The 944-nt window shown below is 43.6% G+C and carries 1 protein-coding gene; it reads right to left on the bottom strand.

From position 1 onward, the window contains the following. Window positions 1-823 (bottom strand): hypothetical protein (locus A3763_RS22000; RefSeq protein WP_156495252.1); only part of this gene is annotated, 823 nt, incomplete at its 3' end. Between the last annotated feature and the right edge of the window lie 121 nt (window positions 824-944).

The following is a 944-nucleotide window of genomic DNA, read 5'->3' as shown; positions in this document are numbered from 1 at the left end:
CTCTTAACGCCAATAGCATGCCATAGGTAGTTAAGGTCACCAGTGTTGCATCAGTTCGACCATGCAGTGTTGCAGATATCAAACTAGCCTGAATACAAACAGAAGCGAATTCTATGCGTTGCATCAAAAAGCCAGCTAAACCGAAATTAACCAAAACATAATTAGTTAAGTGATGCGACCGAACTTTACATTCTGGCCAGTTTTCAAAATCCTTAATCGGACGCTTAGCCAGCGCATCCCTTAGTTGCGATGCTTGCTCTAACATGATGGCTTTGAGAGAACTTAGGTCATCAGGAATATCAATACCCAATATTGACAAAGCCTGCCGCCCCATTTCTAGCCCAAGTGCGTAGTCTGAGCGGCCTATGGCTTGCACAAGCAGGTAGGCAAGCAACTCCACCTTGTCTAAAGGATCAATAGCATTATCGACCAGCTGGGAGTAAAGTTGCTTAGATGCTTCAAGGTCTCCGTTTAAGTATGCAGCTTCCGCTTTGATTTTATAGAGCTTGAAGCACTTATCATAACTCTCAGCCCATGCATTATCGCCCAATAAAATTAATGCCAAGCTTGAGTATTGATCAGCAGCAAGCCACACACTTGATAGCTTGGCTTTCTCAGCAGGCAAAACATTAAGCTCGATCAGGTTTTCAATTTCCAACTGATCGGAAATAAGCGAGATGCCATGATTAAGCTGCTCCACAAGCTCAAACACCCGTTCTTCTTTTTCGTCATCACTATAAGTCTTATATAGACGCCAGCCTATACTCAGGTGAGTATCGACCCTCTCTTCCTCACCCAAAGACTCATACGCTGCTTGCAACATCCGATCATGAAGGAATTTACACGATGGGATAAAACTATGAATTGCGGTTTCATGGCTCCGCAATGAATAATACTGGCTAAGTAATTTTTGGGGTACCAATACACTTTCGCCGTACTCCCCT

It is taken from the genome of Oleiphilus sp. HI0128 (assembly GCF_001635365.1).
Note: the sequence above shows the minus strand (reverse complement) of the source record. Positions and strands in the feature narration are given on the sequence as shown.